Source organism: Streptomyces violaceusniger Tu 4113 (assembly GCF_000147815.2).
Classification (GTDB): Bacteria; Actinomycetota; Actinomycetes; order Streptomycetales; family Streptomycetaceae; genus Streptomyces; species Streptomyces violaceusniger_A.
Window position 1 is genome coordinate 3372865 of the sequence record NC_015957.1, and the last position, 17748, is coordinate 3390612.

Annotated in this window: 16 protein-coding genes; 6 read left to right on the forward strand and 10 right to left on the reverse strand. The window is 70.0% G+C overall.

Translation table 11 applies throughout. The features are described from left to right. Positions 1-133 precede the first annotated feature (133 nt). The 7 genes from STRVI_RS14510 to STRVI_RS50620 all read right to left on the reverse strand — a co-directional run bounded on the left by STRVI_RS14510 (position 134) and on the right by STRVI_RS50620 (position 4933). The gene (locus tag STRVI_RS14510; RefSeq protein ID WP_014056404.1) at positions 134-994 is read right to left on the reverse strand and encodes an ABC transporter permease; all 861 of its coding nucleotides are present in this window, start codon (positions 992-994) and stop codon (positions 134-136) included. A gap of 3 nt (positions 995-997) precedes the next feature. After that, complete coding sequence (locus STRVI_RS14515) at positions 998-1966, reverse strand: daunorubicin resistance protein DrrA family ABC transporter ATP-binding protein (protein ID WP_014056405.1); 969 nt, start codon at positions 1964-1966, stop codon at positions 998-1000. Then, positions 1963-2385, reverse strand: a complete 423-nt coding sequence (locus STRVI_RS14520) for a lasso peptide biosynthesis B2 protein (protein WP_014056406.1) — start codon at positions 2383-2385, stop codon at positions 1963-1965. The genes STRVI_RS14515 and STRVI_RS14520 overlap by 4 nt, the downstream gene beginning before the upstream one ends. Beyond that, positions 2382-2639 carry a lasso peptide biosynthesis PqqD family chaperone gene (locus STRVI_RS14525; RefSeq protein ID WP_014056407.1) on the reverse strand — a complete coding sequence of 86 codons (258 nt, stop codon included), beginning with the start codon at positions 2637-2639 and terminating at the stop codon, positions 2382-2384. The genes STRVI_RS14520 and STRVI_RS14525 overlap by 4 nt, the downstream gene beginning before the upstream one ends. Further along, a complete protein-coding gene (locus STRVI_RS14530; RefSeq protein ID WP_208949137.1) occupies positions 2636-4339 on the reverse strand; it encodes an asparagine synthase-related protein in 1704 nt (567 codons plus the stop codon). The genes STRVI_RS14525 and STRVI_RS14530 overlap by 4 nt, the downstream gene beginning before the upstream one ends. Positions 4340-4554: 215 nt before the next feature. Continuing rightward, complete coding sequence (locus STRVI_RS50615; protein WP_014056409.1) at positions 4555-4686, reverse strand: lasso RiPP family leader peptide-containing protein; 132 nt, start codon at positions 4684-4686, stop codon at positions 4555-4557. Positions 4687-4801: 115 nt separating this feature from the next. Continuing rightward, a complete protein-coding gene (locus STRVI_RS50620) occupies positions 4802-4933 on the reverse strand; it encodes a lasso RiPP family leader peptide-containing protein (protein WP_014056410.1) in 132 nt (43 codons plus the stop codon). A gap of 220 nt (positions 4934-5153) precedes the next feature. Between STRVI_RS50620 and STRVI_RS14535 the strand changes: the two genes are divergently transcribed. Beyond that, positions 5154-7925 (forward strand): AfsR/SARP family transcriptional regulator, encoded by a 2772-nt coding sequence (locus STRVI_RS14535; protein ID WP_014056411.1) that lies wholly within the window; start codon positions 5154-5156, stop codon positions 7923-7925. Positions 7926-8032: 107 nt separating this feature from the next. Here the strand turns inward: STRVI_RS14535 and STRVI_RS14540 are convergent, their stop codons facing one another. Together STRVI_RS14540 and STRVI_RS14545 are read right to left on the reverse strand one after the other, a co-directional pair. After that, on the reverse strand, positions 8033-9907 hold the full coding sequence (locus tag STRVI_RS14540) for a LamG-like jellyroll fold domain-containing protein (RefSeq protein WP_014056412.1): 1875 nt from the start codon (positions 9905-9907) through the stop codon (positions 8033-8035). A 79-nt stretch (positions 9908-9986) separates the two neighbouring features. Beyond that, positions 9987-10934 carry a LysR family transcriptional regulator gene (locus STRVI_RS14545; RefSeq protein ID WP_014056413.1) on the reverse strand — a complete coding sequence of 316 codons (948 nt, stop codon included), beginning with the start codon at positions 10932-10934 and terminating at the stop codon, positions 9987-9989. A 147-nt stretch (positions 10935-11081) separates the two neighbouring features. Between STRVI_RS14545 and STRVI_RS14550 the strand changes: the two genes are divergently transcribed. Both STRVI_RS14550 and STRVI_RS14555 read left to right on the forward strand, forming a co-directional pair. Beyond that, entirely contained in the window at positions 11082-11993 is a 912-nt protein-coding gene (locus tag STRVI_RS14550; protein ID WP_014056414.1) for an SDR family oxidoreductase, read from the forward strand. A 509-nt stretch (positions 11994-12502) separates the two neighbouring features. Further along, the gene (locus STRVI_RS14555; protein WP_014056415.1) at positions 12503-13624 is read left to right on the forward strand and encodes a 50S ribosomal protein L11 methyltransferase; all 1122 of its coding nucleotides are present in this window, start codon (positions 12503-12505) and stop codon (positions 13622-13624) included. Positions 13625-13637: 13 nt separating this feature from the next. Here STRVI_RS14555 and STRVI_RS14560 read toward each other — a convergent pair whose 3' ends face one another. Next, positions 13638-14438, reverse strand: a complete 801-nt coding sequence (locus STRVI_RS14560; protein ID WP_014056416.1) for an alpha/beta fold hydrolase — start codon at positions 14436-14438, stop codon at positions 13638-13640. Positions 14439-14749: 311 nt separating this feature from the next. On the opposite strand from STRVI_RS14560, the gene mhpD reads away from it, so the two are divergent. Genes mhpD through dmpG form a run of 3 tightly spaced genes read left to right on the forward strand, consistent with a single transcriptional unit; the run spans position 14750 to position 17606 of the window. Beyond that, on the forward strand, positions 14750-15583 hold the full coding sequence (gene mhpD / locus STRVI_RS14565) for a 2-keto-4-pentenoate hydratase (RefSeq protein WP_014056417.1): 834 nt from the start codon (positions 14750-14752) through the stop codon (positions 15581-15583). Then, positions 15580-16545 (forward strand): acetaldehyde dehydrogenase (acetylating), encoded by a 966-nt coding sequence (locus STRVI_RS14570; protein ID WP_014056418.1) that lies wholly within the window; start codon positions 15580-15582, stop codon positions 16543-16545. Before mhpD ends, STRVI_RS14570 begins: the two co-directional genes overlap by 4 nt. After that, positions 16542-17606 (forward strand): 4-hydroxy-2-oxovalerate aldolase, encoded by a 1065-nt coding sequence (gene dmpG / locus STRVI_RS14575; protein WP_014056419.1) that lies wholly within the window; start codon positions 16542-16544, stop codon positions 17604-17606. The genes STRVI_RS14570 and dmpG overlap by 4 nt, the downstream gene beginning before the upstream one ends. Positions 17607-17748 lie beyond the last annotated feature (142 nt).

Consider the following 17748-nt stretch of genomic DNA (forward strand, 5'->3'; position numbering starts at 1 on the left):
CTCGGCGAAACGCCGGACCCCGCACCGTGGCAACCCCGGATGAGACCCGACCCGCACCCCAGCGGCCCAAGGCCCACGCCGGCACGACACGACCGCACACCGGCCGCCCCCGTACACACATACGGGACAAGTCTTAGTCGATCCTGGAGAAGCGCCGTGCCGCGGTGGCCAGGGCAACCAGCGCCAGTGCGCCGACCAACGCCATCTCCACCGCAACGGGTGGCTGCCAGCCCCACCAGTGCGGCCCGCCGCCGGTGCCGGCGTCGGACAGCGTGCGGCGCATCGCGTCGACCGCATAGGTCAGGGGGTTCGCCAACACCGCGCCGTTCAGCCACCCGGGGAGCCCGCTGACGGGGAAGAGCGCTCCGGACAAGAAGAGGAGAGGCATCATCGAGATTCCGACCACGGCCTGGAAGGTTTCTATGCGTTTGATGCTCACGGCGGCCAGTGCCCCCAGTGCGGTGAGTGCGAGTGTGGTCACCAGCAATTCCATCAACACCGGTGCGAGCAGAATCGGGTCGTAGGTGATGCCGAGTACCCCGGCGATGCCGAGCACCAGCGCGCCGTATGCGGTGGCGGCGGTCGCGCCGCCCAGGCAGATACCGGCGATCAGAGCGCCGCGGCGCACCGGGGCGATAAGCATCTCGCGGAGGAAACCGGCCTGGCGGTCCCATACGATCGACACTCCTGTGTTCACCGCGGGTGCCTGGACGACCATGAGGAGCATGCCGGGCAGGAAATAGGAGCGAAAGTCGGCGTCGTTGCCCGCGGTGCGCATGGCGGAGTTCAGTCCGGTCCCCAGGACCATCAAGAACATCAGAGGGGTGAGCAGGCTCATGAGGAGGCCGACGGGGCTTCGGGAGAGCCGGATGAGTTCGCGCTGCCACATGACCCGGACCGTGCGCAGGTTCCGGACGTGGGTGTTGCCGCTCCAGGAGGCTGTGGGCAGGAGTGCCGTCGGCGTGGTCTTGGAGGGTGCTTCGGTGGGGGCCACGGTCTATCCCTTCGTTCCGCGGCCGCGGGCGTCGACTTCCCGGATGGTGCGGCCGGTGTAGTGCAGAAAGACGTCGTCAAGGGTGGGTGGCGTCACGGTCACCGAGCGGACCGGGACCGTGAGTTCGGCGCACAGCCGGGGCACGAAGCCCGCCGCGTCCGACACTCGCAGGCCGATCCCCCGGGGCCCGGGAGTCGCCTCCACTCCGAAGCGCTCACGGATGGTCCGTGCGGCCGTGTCGTCATCGCCGGTGCGCAGCGCTACCAGGTCGGCCCCGACAACGGCCTTCAGGGTGGACGGTGTTCCCTCGGCCACCAGGTGCCCGTCGTCGATGATGGCGATCCGGTCGCAGTGCTCGGCCTCCTCGAGGTGATGCGTCGTCAGGAACACGGTGATGCCCTGCTCCTGTCGCAACGCGTGGAGGTGTTCCCAGATCACGGCTCTGGTCTGCGGGTCGAGTCCCGTCGTGGGCTCGTCCAGGAACAGCACGTGCGGGGTGTGTATCAGTCCGCGGGCGATCTCCAGCCTTCGGCGCATACCGCCGGAGAAGGTGCGGACCGGATCGGAGTGGCGCTCGGCCAGGCCCATCAGATCCAGCATGGTGAGGGCTCGATCGCGCCCCTCGCGTCGCGGGAGGCCGTAGAGATCCGCGTGGAAACGCAAGTTCTGCCCGGCGGTCAGGTCCACGTCGAGGGTCGTCTCCTGGAAGACGAGCCCGATGCGGCGGCGCACCTCATCGGGCTCGTGACGGATGTCGTGGCCTGCTACTTCGGCCCGGCCCGTGGTGGGGCGCAGAAGCGTGCTCAGCATTCCGATGGAGGTGCTCTTGCCCGCGCCGTTGGGTCCGAGGAAGCCGAAGATCTCGCCGGCGGAGACCGTGAGGTCGAGGTCGCGCACGGCCGGAACGGCGCCGTAGCTCTTGCCGAGTCCCCGGGCCAGAACGGCCGTACCGGCGCCGCCGTTGACGTTCACGGCCGACTCCGTACCGTCATGAGGACATGGAAGTAACGGATTTCGTCGATGTTCTCGCCGATGGGCTTGCCGTCGACCGCCACCCAGGCGTGGGCTTGGAAGGGCTGGGTGCGTACGCCGGTGCACCAGTCCGGCCAGGTGCCGGTCATCCGGCACAGCAGTGCGGTGGCGATGGAACGTTGCAGGCACCGGGGCCCGGCACAGGGCACGCTGACCGCCACCACCGCGTTGCGGGCTCGGAGGGTCTGGGTCTCTGCCGCGGGCCGGGATCCGCGCCGCGCGCATTCCAGTACCTTGCGCAGACGCTGGGGCGGCAGGTTGGTGAGCAACCGGGCGATCCCCACCGCGGTCAGCGCGGCCGGGCGCAGATGCCACGGCGGAGTGGTGGGAGTCTCAAGGCTCAGGGCTCGCACGCTCATGAGGCCACCATCTTCGCGGCTCGAAGGGCGTCGACCAGTTTCTCGACGTCGGCCGTCGCCGCTTCGGGCGCTCCGGAGAAGCGTTCGCGCAGGGCCGAGGCGGCGGACGCGACGGTGCCGCCCGCGAGTAGGCAGCGGAGCACCAGCGCGCCGGTGTCGTTGAGCTGCCAGTACCGGCCGGTGCGCTCGTCGAGCAACACCATGCCGGTGTCCGTTTCGCTGCTGGTCACATGGGGGGCGAGGGAGTAGGTCACGATGCACCTCGGGCGGGTTGGGGTGTGGATGTTCCGGCGGACCTCACATCGGGCGGCAGCGCGCGGAGCCACAGTTCGTTGGCGAGCGTCGACTCGAAGGGCATGAGCGGCCTGGTGTCGATGTGCAGGCTGTTCAGGACGGTGCGGATGCCGTTGACGTCCACCAGCCCCAGCCGTGCGAGCCGCGAGTCCTCGAACAGTTCTGTGAGACGGCGCCGGTGGCGGCGCAACCCGATGTACAGCTCGGGACTGGCGTCGGCCTTGCTCTGCCGGGCGAGGAGGTCATCGGGTGCGATGCCGCGCATCGCCGCCGCGAGGACCGGTTTGACCTGGCCGGGCGCCATACGGTCGGCCAGCCTGATGGACATCGCCGCCTCGAGCACCCGGTCGTCGATGAAGGGGGCCTGGAAGGAGACGCCGAATTCGGCGCCGATCCGCGAGCTCGTACGTACGGCGGTGCCGTTGACCTGGGTCAATCGCAGCATCTCGTGGTGTACGGGCAGCGGCGCCAGCGGTTCGGGGTTCTGCGATGCGGCCTGGCGGATCCGGCGGCGTACCGCGTCGATGGCATCCGGGGTGGCCCAGGGCGGCATCTTCGGTGCGATCTCCCAGTCGACGGCGGTGCCCCAGGCGCGTTCGGCGGTGATGCCCTCGGCCGCCGAGGCCATCCACCGCGGATAGGACTGGTTGTACAGGAGGACACGTAGCGTGCTCGCCCACGACCAGCGGCGCATCGACTTCATCGCCCGAGCCGGACGAATCGCGCTGAACGGGCTACTGTGAGCGAGTGCGTGCAGTGACAGCGCACTGGGGATGAACAGCTCGTCCGAGCCGATGCCCTGCAGATGTATGGCGGAGCCGTGGTCGGCGACAAGGCGCGCGAGGTGTTCCATCATCGGTCGGCGGGTGAAGGACAGTGGCGTATCGCTGGGCTGGGCCGTGTCGCCGTTCGCCACTTCCGCGTAGATCCCGGGCGTGGCCTTCATGGGGACCACCAGGTGCCGGGCGTGGGGCAGTCGGTCCGCGCACCGGGCGGCCCAGACCCTGTCCTCGTTCGCGGGGTCCGAGGACTGGGCGTGGACGGTCACCAGCCGCGTGTCATGCCGGGCCGCGAGAAAGCACAGGCTCGTCGAGTCCTTGCCGCCGGAGAGGTCGGCGCTGATGGTGTCGCCCCGTGACGTGCGTGCCGCGACGGCCGTCTCCAGCGCCTCGCGCAGCGCGGCGACACCTGGTTCCAGCGGGAGTTCGGGCTCGGGCGGCGTCCAGTACCGCGTGGTGCGCTCGGTCCCGTCAGCGCGGATGTCGACGTAGTGGCCCGGGAGCAGGGTCCGCACTCCCCGCCATACGCTCGTCATGTTCAGTGGCCAGGGCGGTCCATAGGGCGTGAGCAGCTGCAACGCGATCAGCTCTTCGTCGACGCCGGCTCCGGTCAAGGACGCTATGGTCTGCGGCCGGTCGGCTGCCACGGTCACGCCGTCGACGCGACCGTGGAAGAGCTGGCACGCGGTCGAGACGGTGCCTTGGGCTCGCACTCGCCCGCCGATCGACGCGACCAGGTGGAAGCAGCCCGGCAGCGAGCGGGTCAGCGTGTCCAGATCGTGGACGGAGCGAACGGTGCGGAGTCGTTCGGCCAATGCGGCGGAGGTCAGCGTGGTGGTTCCCAGCACCGCCGCGGAGTTCCGCCCCACGGAAGCGGTCACGACCTCGTGGTCGGCCCAACGGCCCACGATCAACGGGCGCCCGGAGCTATGCGGAATCATTTGTGAGTGTGCCGAGTCCGGCAGGAGCGCCGTGATTCCCGCACTCGCCGGGTGATCCGGAAGGATCAGGAATTCCATGTCGATCTCCCTGTCGGGCGGACCCAAGACCACTCCTGGGTCCGCCATTTCGCCTGGTCGTGGTCAAGGCCAGGGGTTTAGATGTCGAACCACCCCGTGATGAACATGTTGTCGAGCCACCGGCCGCAGCAGCCCAAACGGGTGAGGACGGCGAAGTCGCCGACCTCGACCAGAATCGGCGGCTCGTATTCCCATTGCTCTGTGACCATGAAGAATCAGCTCCTCGGGTTGATGGCCGCAGCCGGTCCGGAAGGGCCCGGGTGACGGACGCGGAATGCGCCCGTCACCCGGGCCGTGAGGCCGGCCCTCACGCGGACCAGGGGTTTAGAAGTCGAACCAGGCGGAGACCCAGATGTTGTCGATCCACCTGCCGCAGCAGGTGACCCGGGTCAGCTCGGCGAAGTCGCCGACCTCGGCCAGCACGGGCGGCTCGTACTCCAGCTTTTCCGTGTTCACGGATGCTCTCCTTCGCGTTGATTCACCATGCGGTGGTCGATCTCCTTGACCGCCGCGGAAACCAATGTGCTCGGAAGGCCGTGGACAGACCTTGGACGAACCTTGAATAGTCCGGTCACAGCGGTTATGAAGGTTGCAGGGGATGCGACAACGGGGGGAAGAACCGATGGTGTCATTCGGCTTATTGGGCAGTGTCGAAGTACGTGTCGACGGAACAGAGATGAACCTGGGGCATGCCCGGCAGCAGTGCGTACTCGTCGCGCTGCTGGTCGAGGCGAATCACGTGGTGGCGGTTGACCAGCTCGTCGACCGGGTGTGGGGAGAGCGCCCTCCGCGACGCGTTCAGGGGACGTTGTACAGCTACATTTCCCGTCTCCGCCAGGCGCTGGCTCCCGCCGCCGAGCAGGTGAGCATCGGTCGGCGATCCGGCGGTTACGTCCTCTCGGTCGAGGAGACGGCAGTGGATCTGCACCGCTTCCGTCGACTGGTCGGGCAGGCCCGCGCCGCCGACGAGGACGAGCGTGCCTCGGCACTGTTCGCCCAAGCGCTGGGACTGTGGCGGGGGAGAGCCTTCACCGCCCTGGACACCCCGTGGTTCACCACTCTTCGCGAGGCCCTGGAGCGGGAGCGAACCGCCGCGGAGCTGGACCACACCGACATCCGGCTCCGCATGGGCCGCCACACCGGGTTGCTGGCCGAGCTGCCCACCCGCTCGGAGGCGCATCCGCTGGACGAGCGTCTGGCCGGGCAATTCATGGTCGCCCTGTATCGCAGCGGCCGCCCTGCCCAGGCCCTGCACCACTACCAGGAAATCCGATGTCGGCTGGCAGAGGAACTGGGCACCGACCCGAGCCCGGCGCTGCAAGATCTACATCAGCGGATTCTCACCGCTGACCCGGCGCTGACCGCCCCAGCGACTCTCTCCTCAGGCGGTGCGAGCCGACGCGCCGTGCCCGTACCGCGGCAACTACCCGCACCTCCACCGGTGTTCGTCGGACGGAACCCCGAGCTCGCCGACCTGGACCGCCTGCTGGACTCCCAAGCCGCTCCCGGTGGCACGGTGATGGTGTCCGCGATCGGTGGCGTCGGCGGCGTCGGCAAGAGCTGGCTCGTCCTTCACTGGGCCCACAACCGTCTGGAACACTTCCCCGACGGGCAGCTCTACATCAATCTGCGTGGCTTCGACCCCTCCGGCGAACCCCTCGCACCGGCGGTGGCGGTCCGCGGTTTCCTCGACGCCCTCGGCGTCGATCCCGCGGAGATCCCCGCGGAGCTGGATGGGCAGACCGGGCTGTACCGCAGCCTGACGTCGGACAAGCGCCTGCTCATCGTGCTCGACAACGCCTGCGACACCGCTCAGCTCCTGCCCCTGCTTCCTGGCAGCCCCACCTGCACCGTGCTCATCACCAGCCGCCGCCAGTTGACCGGCCTGACTGTCAGCCATGGAGCCCGGCCCCTCTACCTCGACGTACTCCCGGACACCGAGGCACGCCACTTACTCATCCGCCATCTCGGCCATCGCAGGACGGCCGCCGAACCCGAGGCCGTGGCCACGCTCTTGACGTACTGCGCGGGACTGCCCCTGGCCATCAGCATCCTGGCCGCCCGCGCGGCGGCCAGCCCGGAGCTGCCGCTGTCGGCCCTGGCCGAGGAAGTCCAGGAAGCCGCCACCCGACTCGATGCCCTGGACACCGGCGACATGGCCGCGGACCTGCGTGCCGTGTTCTCCTCCTCCTACCACGCACTCCAACCCGATACCGCGCAGGCGTTCCGGCTGATCGGCCTCGCGCCGGGCCCCGACATCGGCGTGCCCGCCACCGCGAGCCTCACTGGACTGCCCGTGGCACGGGTGCGCGTCCTCCTGCGCAAACTGCGGTCCGCCCACCTGATCCAGGAACACACCCCCGGCCGCCACCGCATGCATGACCTCATCCGCCTCTACGCCACCGAACAGGGCCACGGTCAACCGGTCCCCGTCAGCGACGCCGCACTGCACCGGCTCGTTGACTTCTACCTCCATACCGCCCACACCGCGGCAGGGCTGCTGGACGCACACCGGGACCAGATCCCCCTGGCCGCCGCCCAGCCGGGGGTCGTGCCGGAGGAGATGGCGGACCACGGTGCGGCTCTGGACTGGTTCACCGCTGAGCACCGGGTGCTGTACGCGACCGTTGATCTGGCGGCCGGCCTGGGTCTCGACGCGCACGCCTGGCAGTTGGCCAGGGCCCTCGAGACATTCTTCGACTACCGGGGGCACTGGCACGACTGGGCGGCCAGCCAACGTACCGCGCTCGAGGCGGCGCGGCGGCTGGGTGAGCGGTCCTGGCAGGCCGGCGCACATCGCAGCCTCGGCATGGCCTACACCCAGATGGGCCGCCTCGACGAGGGCCACACCCACTTCCACCAGGCCCTGGATCTCTACGACCGACTGGGCGACCGGGTCAGCCAGGCGCACACGTACCGGGGCCTGGGCTGGGTGTGCGACCGGCAAGGCCGGCCCCGGGAGGCACTCGACCACAACGAACGGGCGCTGAGGCTGTACCGGCGGGCCGGCCACCGGGGCGGACAGGCCATGGCGCTGAACAACGCCGGGTGGCTGCACGCCATGCTCGGTCAGTACGAGCGGACGCTCGATTACTGCGCACAGGCGGTGGCCCTCAACAGGGAGATCGACGACCGGCACGCGGAGGCGGGGGCGTGGGACAGCCTCGGCTACGCACATCACCACCTCGCTCGGTACGCGGATGCCACCGGCTGCTACGAGCGGGCCCTCGACCTCGTCCGAGGGGTCGGCGACCGGTTCAACGAGACGGAGATACTGAATCATCTGGGCGACACCCGTCTCGCCGCGGGCGATCATGAAGCGGCTCGGCTGGTCTGGCGACAGGCTCTTGAGATCGCCGAGGAGATCGGCCACCCGGCCGCCGACGAACTCCGCGACAGACTCATGGATCCTGCACGGGACCTCTCCGAGGACCAGTCGCAACGTTGACCCGCGGCTTCCCGCAGATGTGACGGCCCCGGTTGTCCGTCCCGGAGCCCGTGAGCAAGACGGTGGCGACGGCGGGGCCCGCCTGCCCCCCTCCGATCCAGAAGACACTAGGCGGGGGCGGTCATGAAGTCCTGTGGCCGCAGGGCTCGTTTGACGATGCGGGTGTCGCCGATCCAGCCGTAGAAGCCCTGGCCGAACTTCTCCTCGAACTGGGTGCCACCGATCACGAAGGGCTTGCCGAGGGTGGCGATCCCCGTCGACGGCTGGCCGGGGTTGCGGGCGATCTTCGAGCCGTCGACGTACACCACGGTGTGATGGCCGTCGTTGACGACGGCGACGTGGGTCCACCGGCCCACCGGCAGGGCGTGGCTCCAGGAGGTCGGATCGGCGTCCTGCACCTGCGGGTAGACCACGAACTGCAGGAAGCGCTCGGGGGTCACATTGAGGCTGCACGTCGGCTCGTCGGGCGACCAGCCGGTGGTCTTTCCGGCGTCGCCGTTGCGCCCCTCCCAGCTGAGGATGCCCATCCAGGCGTGGTCATCCTCGAAGGGGTCCGGGAGCTTGATAAACGTCTCGATGGTGTAACCAGCGGTGAACTTCTCGGAGTTCAACGGCGCCGTGGCGGAGGTGGTCAGGACCGCGCCGCGGTCGGGGGCCTTGCCGCCGTCGAAGCGCAGGCTGGCATGGGCCGGCTGGTCACCGTGGTGCTCGCCGGACCACGTCAGGATCTCGGGCTCGCTCTCGTGCAGGCGCGTCACCCGGAGGTCGTTGCCGTGGCCGGACAGGTCGCGGAGCACCGTATCCGTGCCGACCGGTCCGTCCGCGCCCGCGCGAGCGGCGGTTCCCGAGGCGTCGAAGCGCCAGTACGCGAGGGTGCCGCGCGGCATGACGGCGGAGGCGGGGCGCGGCTTGCGCGGTACGACCGGGGCGAAGGAGGAGAAGCGGCGTTCGAAGTCGATGCTCAGGCTGAACCGGTCGACGGGGCCGGTCAGTTCGATGGTCTCCGCCTCCAGAGGTGTTCTCTTCTCCGGGTCGCGGCTGAGGAACCAGGGCGAGAACGTCTCCACGTCGATCACATCGCGGGCCAGGTCGAAGGCGTAGAGGCGGATCATTCCGGCGCCGCCGTAGTACCGGTCCTGGTAGTTGGTGATGTGGATGTGGACGTCGTGGCCCGCGTCGTTGGTCAGGACGGTGCGCCCGGGGGGCCAGTAGTGTCCGCCCAGGGCGAGGAAGATCTGGTCGTTGCCGCGGACGAGCCCGTCCCACAGCCGCCGGCCGTTGTCCGAGAGCTGTGCGCTGCCCCCGTCATCGGCCCAGGCCAGGTCGTGGGTGGTGAGGACGGCGGGCAGGGTGGGGTGGGCGTCGAGTACCTTCTGCGCCCATCGCAGCCCGGAGTCGGAGATCCGCCAGTCGAGCGCGAGGACCAGCCACTCGCGCCCGCCCGCGGGCAGGACGTGGTAGCTGTTGTAGCCGTCGGGCGAGGCGCCGCCGAAGGTGGGCATGGCGGAGAACCGCCGCGGACCGAAGGCGTCGAGATAGGCGCTGTCGCCGCGCTGGTCGTCGGTGCTGGAGTCGATGTCGTGGTTGCCGGCCAGGACGCTGTAGGGGACCTTGCCGTGGAGGGTCCCGAACACCGTGGCGGCCAGCGTGATTTCCTCCCGCGAGCCGTGTTCCGTGACATCACCCAGGTGCGCCATGAAGGCGATGTTGGCGTCCTCGCGCTGGGACACCAGGTACCGGAAGGTCGCCCGGAGCGGCTCCGGGTCGGAGCTGTCGGCGTCGAAGAGGTACTGCGTATCCGGCAGCACCGCGAGGCTGAACCGCGGCGACTCGGAGTCGTACCGGTGGCCGTCGGCCTTCGCGGTGGCCGCGTAACCGGGTGTCGTACCCGATGCGATGGCCGCTGTGCCCGCGGCCGGGATCACGGCGGTGGCCCGCAACAGCGTCCGTCTGCCCAACTGGTTGCGCCCCGCTGCGTCCATTGACACTCCCGCGCATCGTGTGAAGAACCGGTGACCCCGGACCGCACTGTGGTCAAGGTCCGTGACCACGCAGGGGCGGTCAGGTGAACGGCGCCTGATCCGTTGCGGGCGGAACAGCCGTACGGCGGTGCTGACGTGGCCTGGCGAGCTGACGCACGGCAATGCCGAGGAAGTCCGCCACGAGCGGTCCACGGTCCTCGGCCCTGCTCGCGACCACGACGCGGCACGGTGCGATTCCTGCGACGGGAATGGTCGTGAGGTCGTGTCGAAGGGGGTGGTGCCCGCTGCCGGACGGCGCGAGGGCGAGGGCCCGGCCACCGGCGATGAGTTCGAGTTTGTCCACCGCGGACACGACGAGCGGGCCATCGGGTGCCGGGCGTCCGTCCGGGCGTGGGTCCAGACGCCAGAACGCGTCATACGCCGCGTCGGGGTACCGGACCAGGGCCTCGTCCGCGAAGTCGTCCAGGGTGACCGATGTGCGGCCGGCGAGACGGTGGAAGGCGGGCACCACCAGCACCCGGGGCTCCTCGTAGAGGACCGCTACGCGCAACTGGCCGGTCGGGAAAGGCTCTCGGGCGAGGACCACGTCGACCCGGTGGTCCAGGAGGGCCGCTTGTACCTGGCCGAAGTCCAGATGCAGGGTGTGCACCTCGGCGTCGGGACGCCGGTCGCGCAGTGCGCGGGCCGCGGTGGTCACGATGAGGCTGCCCGTGTACCCGATGGTGAATTCCTCGGGGCCGACGGCGGCGCGGGTCGTCGCCACGGCGTGCCGGGCGGAGTCCAGGAGTGCCTGCGCCTGAGGCAGGAAGATCCGGCCCGCCTCGGTGAGATGGCTGCCCTGTTTGGTGCGATGGAGCAGGCGGACGCCCATGCGTTCCTCCAGACGCTGGATCTGCCGGCTCAGCGACGGCTGGGCGAGGTGCAGGGCGTCGGCCGCGCGGTGGAAGTTGCGGTGCTCGGCGACGACCGTGAAGTACCGCACCAGGCGCAGGTCGAGGTCGGCCGAGGAGGGGGGATCGTCGGGCACGCCATCAGGATACGGGTGATAGCGATCCCGTATCACGTGGTGCGGAACAGGACTTGGACGCGGAGTGCCCGCCGTTCCTAGCGTTCAGGCACAAGCCCGCCCCGCTCGGCGGCCGGGCTGACTCGACGTCACAAGAGGACTGTCATCGTGCGCATTTTCGTCACCGGTGCCACCGGGTACATCGGATCCGCGGTGGTCCGCGAGCTCCTCGGAGCAGGCCATCAGGTCGTCGGCCTCGCCCGCTCGGACTCGGCCGCCGCGGCGTTGTCGTTGGTCGGCGCGGATGTGCGCCGCGGCGAACTGGAAGACCTCGACAGCTTGCGGGCCGGCGCCACGGTGACGGACGGGGTCATCTACGCGGCCAACCAGCACATTACGGAGACCACGGATCCGGCCGCTCGCGCCCGGGTCGAACGGAGCGCCGTCGAGGCGATCGGGGCAGCGCTCGAAGGCTCCGGCAAGCCCTTCGTGGTGACCTCGGGGACCTTGGGCCTGACGTTGGGGCGCCTGGGCACGGAGGCGGATGTCCCCGATGTGGCGAGGCTGGGGGCGTGGGCCCTGCGGGTGCCGACCGAGCACGCCGTGATCGCGATGGGGGAGCGCGGTGTGCGCTCGGCCGCGCTACGGCTGGCGCCGCTGGTGCACGGCGAGGGAGACCTGAAGGGTTTCACGCCGACTCTCATCGGCATCGCCCGTGCGAAGGGCGTGTCCGCCTATGTCGGCGACGGATCGAACCGGTGGCCCGCGGTGCACCGGCTGGACGCGGCGCACCTGTACCGGCTGGCGGTGGAGGCCGCCCCGGCCGGCTCGCGCCTGCACGCGGTCGGCGATGAGGGGGTGACGTTCCGGGAGATCGCCGAGGCCATCGGCCGTCGGCTGAGGGTGCCGGTGACCGGCGTCGCGCCCGAGGACGCGGTCGACCACTTCGGTTTTCTCGGCCCCCTGGTGTCGCTCGACAGCCCGACGTCGAGCGCGGGGACGCGGGAACGCCTGGGGTGGCGGCCGACGCGTCCCGCGCTGATCGCGGACATCAAGGAAGGTCACTATTTCAACGATTGACGGCCCCGCTCCGGCGGAGTCCGTTCAACTTTCAAATTCCGTACGCCGTCCGCGATACTCCGTTGGCGGCGCAGCGGGCATGAGTGCCTGTCTCGCCAATTACTACGGATAACCAGTTTGCATATGAGTTCCGATTACTTTCGGACGGTCCAGTGCCGGGATCCGGGCTCCATCCGCGAAATCAAGCCGACTTTACCTTCGCGAGCAACCTTTGCCTGGGCGCGAACATGTCAATTAGAGGGGGTACGTCTGTTCGATGAGACCGCCTCATAGCGGCGCAAGCCCCCTCGACGGCCGTTGTTGGCGCGCGATCGCGGGTGTGGCCGACGCCGTGGCCGGGCGCCGGTGATATCGAGAGTCGATCGCCTCGCCCCTCCGGCTTTTACATTGCTTTAACCGGGCTATATTCGGACTTTATTCACCTGAGTTGCGTTCGATTGCTAGGGAATTCCACGTTTCTATGCCTGGCATGCTGGTCGTGAAAAGTCACTCCAGGGAAAGGTCTGAAGATGCCGCGTTCCTTCCTCGCAGAGTTAGCCGCACCGGGGTGCAAGGTGCCGGTGCGGGCGTGCGAATTGGAGTCGAGTCCGGTGTGGCTGTTCGCTTCGATCGGCGAGTATCCGGTGTACGACGAGGTCGCCTACGACGCGATGATCAAGGACGAGCGTCGGATGGGCGCGTACCACGACGCCGTCCGGCGCTACGCACCCGGCCGGACGGTGCTCGACATCGGCACGGGGCAGGACGCGGTGTGGGCGCTGGCCGCCGCCCGCGCCGGAGCGCGACACGTATGGGCCGTGGAGGTCATCCCGGAGTCCGCGCGGATCGCCCGGGAGAACATCAAGAAGGCCGGTTTCGCCGACCGGATCACGGTGGTGGAGGGGCTGTCCACCGAGATCGAGCTGCCCGAGCCCGTCGATATGTGCGTCTCCGAGATCATCGGCACGCTCGCCGGCTCGGAAGGGGCGGGGTCCGTCCTGCGGGACGCGCGGGAGCGCCTGGTGAAGCCCGGTGGGGTGCTCATCCCGCACCGCGGCGCCACCGCCGCCGTCGCCCTGGACCTGGAGAGCGCGACGCTCGGCGAACCGCCCGCCTTTCCAACCTTCGTCCTCCGTTACGTGGAGGAGGTGTTCGCCTCGGTGGGCCGCCCCTTCGACCTGCGGGTGGTCATCGAGGGGGTGCAGGACGACCCGAAGGTGCGGGAGCGGTCGTACATGTCCGGGGCCGCCGAAGTGGAGCCGCTGGAGTTCAACGGCAAGCTGCGGCCGGAGGGCGTCGACGGCGCCGAGCTGACGTTCACCCGGGAGGGCCGCTTCTCCGGGCTCGCGCTCGGCATGCGTCTGTGGGTGGCCGAGGACGACGAACCGATCGACTCACTGGTCCAGCCGAGCAGTTGGACCCCGGTCTACGCACCGCTGTCGGAGGAGGGCCTGCCGGTGCGGCCGGGCGACCGGTTCGAGTTCGAGTTCACCACGACGATGAGCGACGACGGCGTACACCCCGACTACGCGCTCGTCGGCCGGCTTCACCGGGCCAGTGGCCCGGCGGTGCCCCTGAGCTGGAGCTCCACGCACCACGGGGACGGTTTCCGCGAGACGCCCTTCTATCGCTCGCTGTTCCCCGCCCCCTGACACCACACCGTCGTCAGCGGTCCGCCGCCCCGGCGGATGCGACGGCGTCCAGCACCAGCCTGGCGAACTCCTCCGGCCGCTGTTCGGGGAACGGCACACCTGCCCCGGGCACGATGTGCCCCGTGGCGGACAGGGCGTTCACCATGGGCTCGAAGCTGGGCATCGACGGATCGTCGTCCTGTCCACAGATGACCGTGGCCGGGGCGGTGATCCGCGGCAGCCGCTCGTCCATCGCGAACAGCCGAACGGCGATGTGGCCGTCCTCCGCCCGGTCCAGCACCCGCACGGCGTCGGCCATGAACCGGTTGAGCGCGGCCTCCTGCCCCGGCTTGTAGAAGTGCCTCCGACGGTTCCACAGTTCCATGAGGTGGGAGCCGTCCGGTTTCGGCTGCACCCAGTCGACCGGGCGCTTCCACGCCGCTCGGGCGCGCTTCTCCGGGGTGATGAACGGGGTCGCGGAGAGCACCAGGCTCCGCACCCGGGAGCCCAGGCGCGCCGCCACCTCCACCGCGATCACTCCGCCGGTGTGGTGGCCGACCAGATGGAACGACTCCAGCCCCAGCCCGGCCACCAGGTCCTCGACCCCGTCGGCGAACATCTCGATGCTCTGATCGTCCGCGGGTTTCGCCGAGGCCCCGTAGCCGACGGTGTCCATCGCGATCGCTCGGTGAGTGGCGCCGACCAGCGGAAGCACATCGCGGTACTCGGTCCATGAGCGCGGGGTCTGGTGGAGCAGCAGCACCGGCTCGCCCTCGCCGCACTCGACGTAGTGCAGCTGGCCGAAGCGGCTGGAGGCGTAGTGGGCGGTCAGCATATGCACTCTCCCGATGTGGCGGGTTGGCGAGCCCGCGGTCCTGGTCGTACTTTGTACGGAACCGCTTGGGTGGCGTCAAGAGCGGTGCGGCTAGAGCGGGCCCCTCGTCCGGAGAGTTCCGTGAGGCGGTACGCCCCTCCGGCCGGATGCGGCTACGGCAGGTCAGCGCAGCCTCGTCCGACATCCCAGTACCCGCCGCGTTCCGCGTAACGGAACAAAAGTTGGCTCGTGGCGTCCCACGCGTCTATACCGGAGGCCACATGGGGAGCGCCGGGGGCCCGGCACCCACGTTCCACCTCAGGAGGTAGCCCGTGCCGAATGTGCCCGACCGCGTCCCGACGGACGCCTTCCCCGGGGCCGTGGTCAAGGCCGCCGACGCACTGGCGGAGGCCGCCCGCGGCGGGACCGCCTGCCCGCCGGTGCGCACGCTCTTGGACGACGGCGACATCGAGGCCGCCTACGCGGTGCAGCGGCTGAACCTGCAACGCGAGCAGGCCACCGGCCGCCGCATCGTCGGCCGGAAGATCGGTTTGACGTCGCTCGCCGTGCAGCGCCAACTCGGCGTGGACCAGCCGGACTTCGGCGCCCTGTTCGCGGACATGGCCGTGCCGGAGGGCGGTGAGGTGGCCGCCGGGCGGCTGCTCCAGCCCAAGGTGGAGGCCGAGGTGGCGCTCGTGCTCGGCAGCGACCTGCCGCACGCCCGGTGCACCGTCGTCGACCTGCTGCGCGCCACCGAGTTCGCACTCCCCGCGCTGGAGATCGTCGACAGCCGGGTGCGGGACTGGGACATCTCCATCGTCGACACCGTCGCCGACAACGCCTCCTGCGGGATGTACGTCCTCGGCGCCTTCCCGGTGCCGCTGACCGGGGTCAACCTACGCTCCGTACAGATGAGCATGACCCGCAACGGCGAGATGGTCTCCGAGGGGACCGGCGCCGACTGCCTCGGCGGCCCCCTCAACGCGGCCGTCTGGCTGGCCTCGGCCCTCGCCGAGCGGGGCGACCCGCTGCGGGCGGGCGACCTCGTCCTGACCGGGGCCCTGGGACCGATGGTCCCGGCGGCCCCGGGCGATGTGTTCCAAGCCCGTATCTCGAACCTGGGCGCCGTAGGAGTCGGGTTCGCCGCGGAAGGAGACAACCGGTGAGCAGCGAGACGAACACCCGCACCAAGGTGGCGATCATCGGGTCCGGCAACATCGGCACCGACCTCCTGATCAAGGTGCTGCGGCTCTCCGGCACCCTGGAGATCGCCGCGATGGCCGGCATCGACCCCGACTCCGACGGGCTGGCCCGCGCCCGCCGGCTGAAGGTGGCCACCACCCACGAGGGCGTGGACGGGCTGGTGAAGCTGGACGAGTTCGCGGACGTGGACATCGTCTTCGACGCGACCTCCGCCGGTGCCCACAAGCGCCACGAGGAGGTGCTGCGCCCCCTCGGCCGCACCCTCGTCGACCTCACCCCGGCGGCCATCGGCCCCTATGTGGTGCCCCCGGTCAACGGCGACGCCCACCTCGGCGCGCCGAACGTCAACATGGTCACCTGCGGCGGCCAGGCCACGATCCCGATCGTGGCCGCGGTGGGCGCGGTCACCCCCGTCCACTACGGGGAGATCGTCGCGTCCATCTCCTCCCGCTCCGCGGGCCCCGGCACCCGGGCGAACATCGACGAGTTCACCGAGACCACCGCCTCCGCCATCGAGCGTGTCGGTGGCGCCGCCCGCGGCAAGGCCATCATCATCCTCAACCCGGCCGAGCCGCCGCTGATCATGCGGGACACCGTGCACTGCCTGGTCTCCGGCTGCGACACCGAGGAGGTCACCGCCTCCGTCGAGGAGATGGTCGGCCGGGTCCAGGCGTATGTGCCCGGATACCGCCTCAAGCAGAAGGTGCAGTTCGACCAGGTGAGCGCCGAGGCCCCGCTGCGCTCGCTGCTGCCCGCCGAGGCCGCGCGCGCCGACGCGGTGAAGGTCTCGGTCTTCCTCGAGGTCGAGGGCGCCGCCCACTACCTCCCGGCCTACGCCGGAAACCTCGACATCATGACCTCGGCCGCGCTGCGCACCGCGGAGCGCCTGGCCGCCCACCGCTCCGGCGAGGAGGCCGCACGATGACCACGACCGACGCCGGCACAACCGCCCCCACCCCGTCGGGCCCGCCCGCCCTGTACATCCAGGACGTGACCCTGCGGGACGGCATGCACGCCGTCCGCCACCGCTACACCGTCGAGCAGGCGAGCACCATCGCCGCCGCCCTGGACGCCGCCGGGGTGGCCGCGATCGAGATCGCCCACGGGGACGGCCTGTCCGGCTCCAGCGTCACCTACGGCATCGGCGCCCACACCGACTGGGAATGGATCGAGGCCGTGGTCGGGGCCACCGGCAAGGCGATTCCCACCACGCTGCTGCTGCCGGGCATCGGCACCCTGCACGACCTGAAGCGGGCCCACGCCCTCGGCATCCGCTCCGTGCGCGTCGCCACCCACTGCACCGAGGCCGACATCTCCGCCCAGCACATCTGCGCCGCCCGCGAGATGGGCATGGACGTCGCCGGGTTCCTGATGATGTCGCATATGGCCGAACCGGCCGAACTCGCCCGCCAGGCCAAGCTGATGGAGTCCTACGGCGCCCATTGCGTCTACGTCACCGACTCCGGCGGCCGGCTGACCATGGACGGTGTCCGCGACCGCTTCCGCGCCTACCGCGAGGTGCTCGACCCGGACACCGAACTCGGCATCCACGCCCACCACAACCTCGCCCTCGGCGTGGCCAACACCGTGGTCGCCGTCGAGAACGGCGTCACGCGCGTGGACGCCTCCCTCGCGGGCCAGGGCGCGGGGGCGGGCAACTGCCCGCTGGAGGCGTTCATCGCCGTCGCCGACCTGATGGGCTGGAAGCACGGCTGCGATCTGTTCCCCCTCATGGACGCCGCCGACGACGTCGTCCGGCCCCTGCAGGACCGCGAGGTCCGCGTCGACCGGGAGACCCTCACCCTCGGCTACGCGGGCGTGTACTCCAGCTTCCTGCGCCACGCGGAGGCCGCCGCGGTCCGCCACGGTCTGGACACCCGCGCGATCCTCGTCGAGGTCGGCCGCCGCAAGATGGTCGGCGGCCAGGAGGACATGATCACGGACATCGCCCTCGACCTCGCCGCCCGCGCGAACACCGCCTCCTGACCGCCCGATCGGCTCCGGCCACCTCTTCTCGTCCGCGCCTCACCGTCCGCCTGACCGGCGGTTCGCCCGAGGGGGAAAAAATGCCCGAGGGCGGCTGTACGGTATGCGGTACGACGGCGCCGGGTGCGTCGCCGGTTTCCGG